At 45.6% G+C, this 421-nt stretch carries 1 protein-coding gene; it reads right to left on the bottom strand.

Annotation, left to right across the window (positions count from 1 at the left end; genetic code table 11):
• The coding region (locus tag LJE12_RS19740; RefSeq protein WP_227292411.1) for an RNA-guided endonuclease InsQ/TnpB family protein at positions 1-421 on the bottom strand (421 nt) is incomplete at both ends.

The raw sequence follows: 421 nt of genomic DNA, 5'->3' as shown, positions 1-421 counted from the left end.
CGTTCTTCCAGCTTATATCCAAGCATGGAAAGGAACTGACCGTATCCGTTATCCTGTATCCCTTTTCCGAAATGCAGGCCTCCGGCTATCCCCTTCAGGTTCAGATCCTCCACACATACTGCGTCATAGTCTTCTGCAAGGCTGTGGCTGAGCTTATGCTGGAAATCCTTCCTCTGGTTCTTTATCTTTTCATGATATAAAGCAACCTTTTTCTTCTGTTTCTGATAGTTACGGCTGCCCTTTTCACATCTGGAAAGCTTTCTCTGTTCACGGGCAAGTTTTTTCTCTGCATTCCGGTAAAACATGGGATATCCGGCTCTTTCACCGGTAGAAAATACACACATCCCATGCATGGCAAAATCCATCCCCAGGAATTTTTCCGCCTGTCTTTTCTCCGCTGTTTGGTTTTCACAGTCGAACA

This window comes from Blautia sp. DFI.6.71 (genome assembly GCF_020593585.1).
Lineage (GTDB): Bacteria > Bacillota > Clostridia > Lachnospirales > Lachnospiraceae > Blautia_A > Blautia_A wexlerae.
The sequence above is the reverse complement of the archived record's forward strand: the minus strand, read 5'-3'. Positions and strand labels throughout refer to the sequence as shown.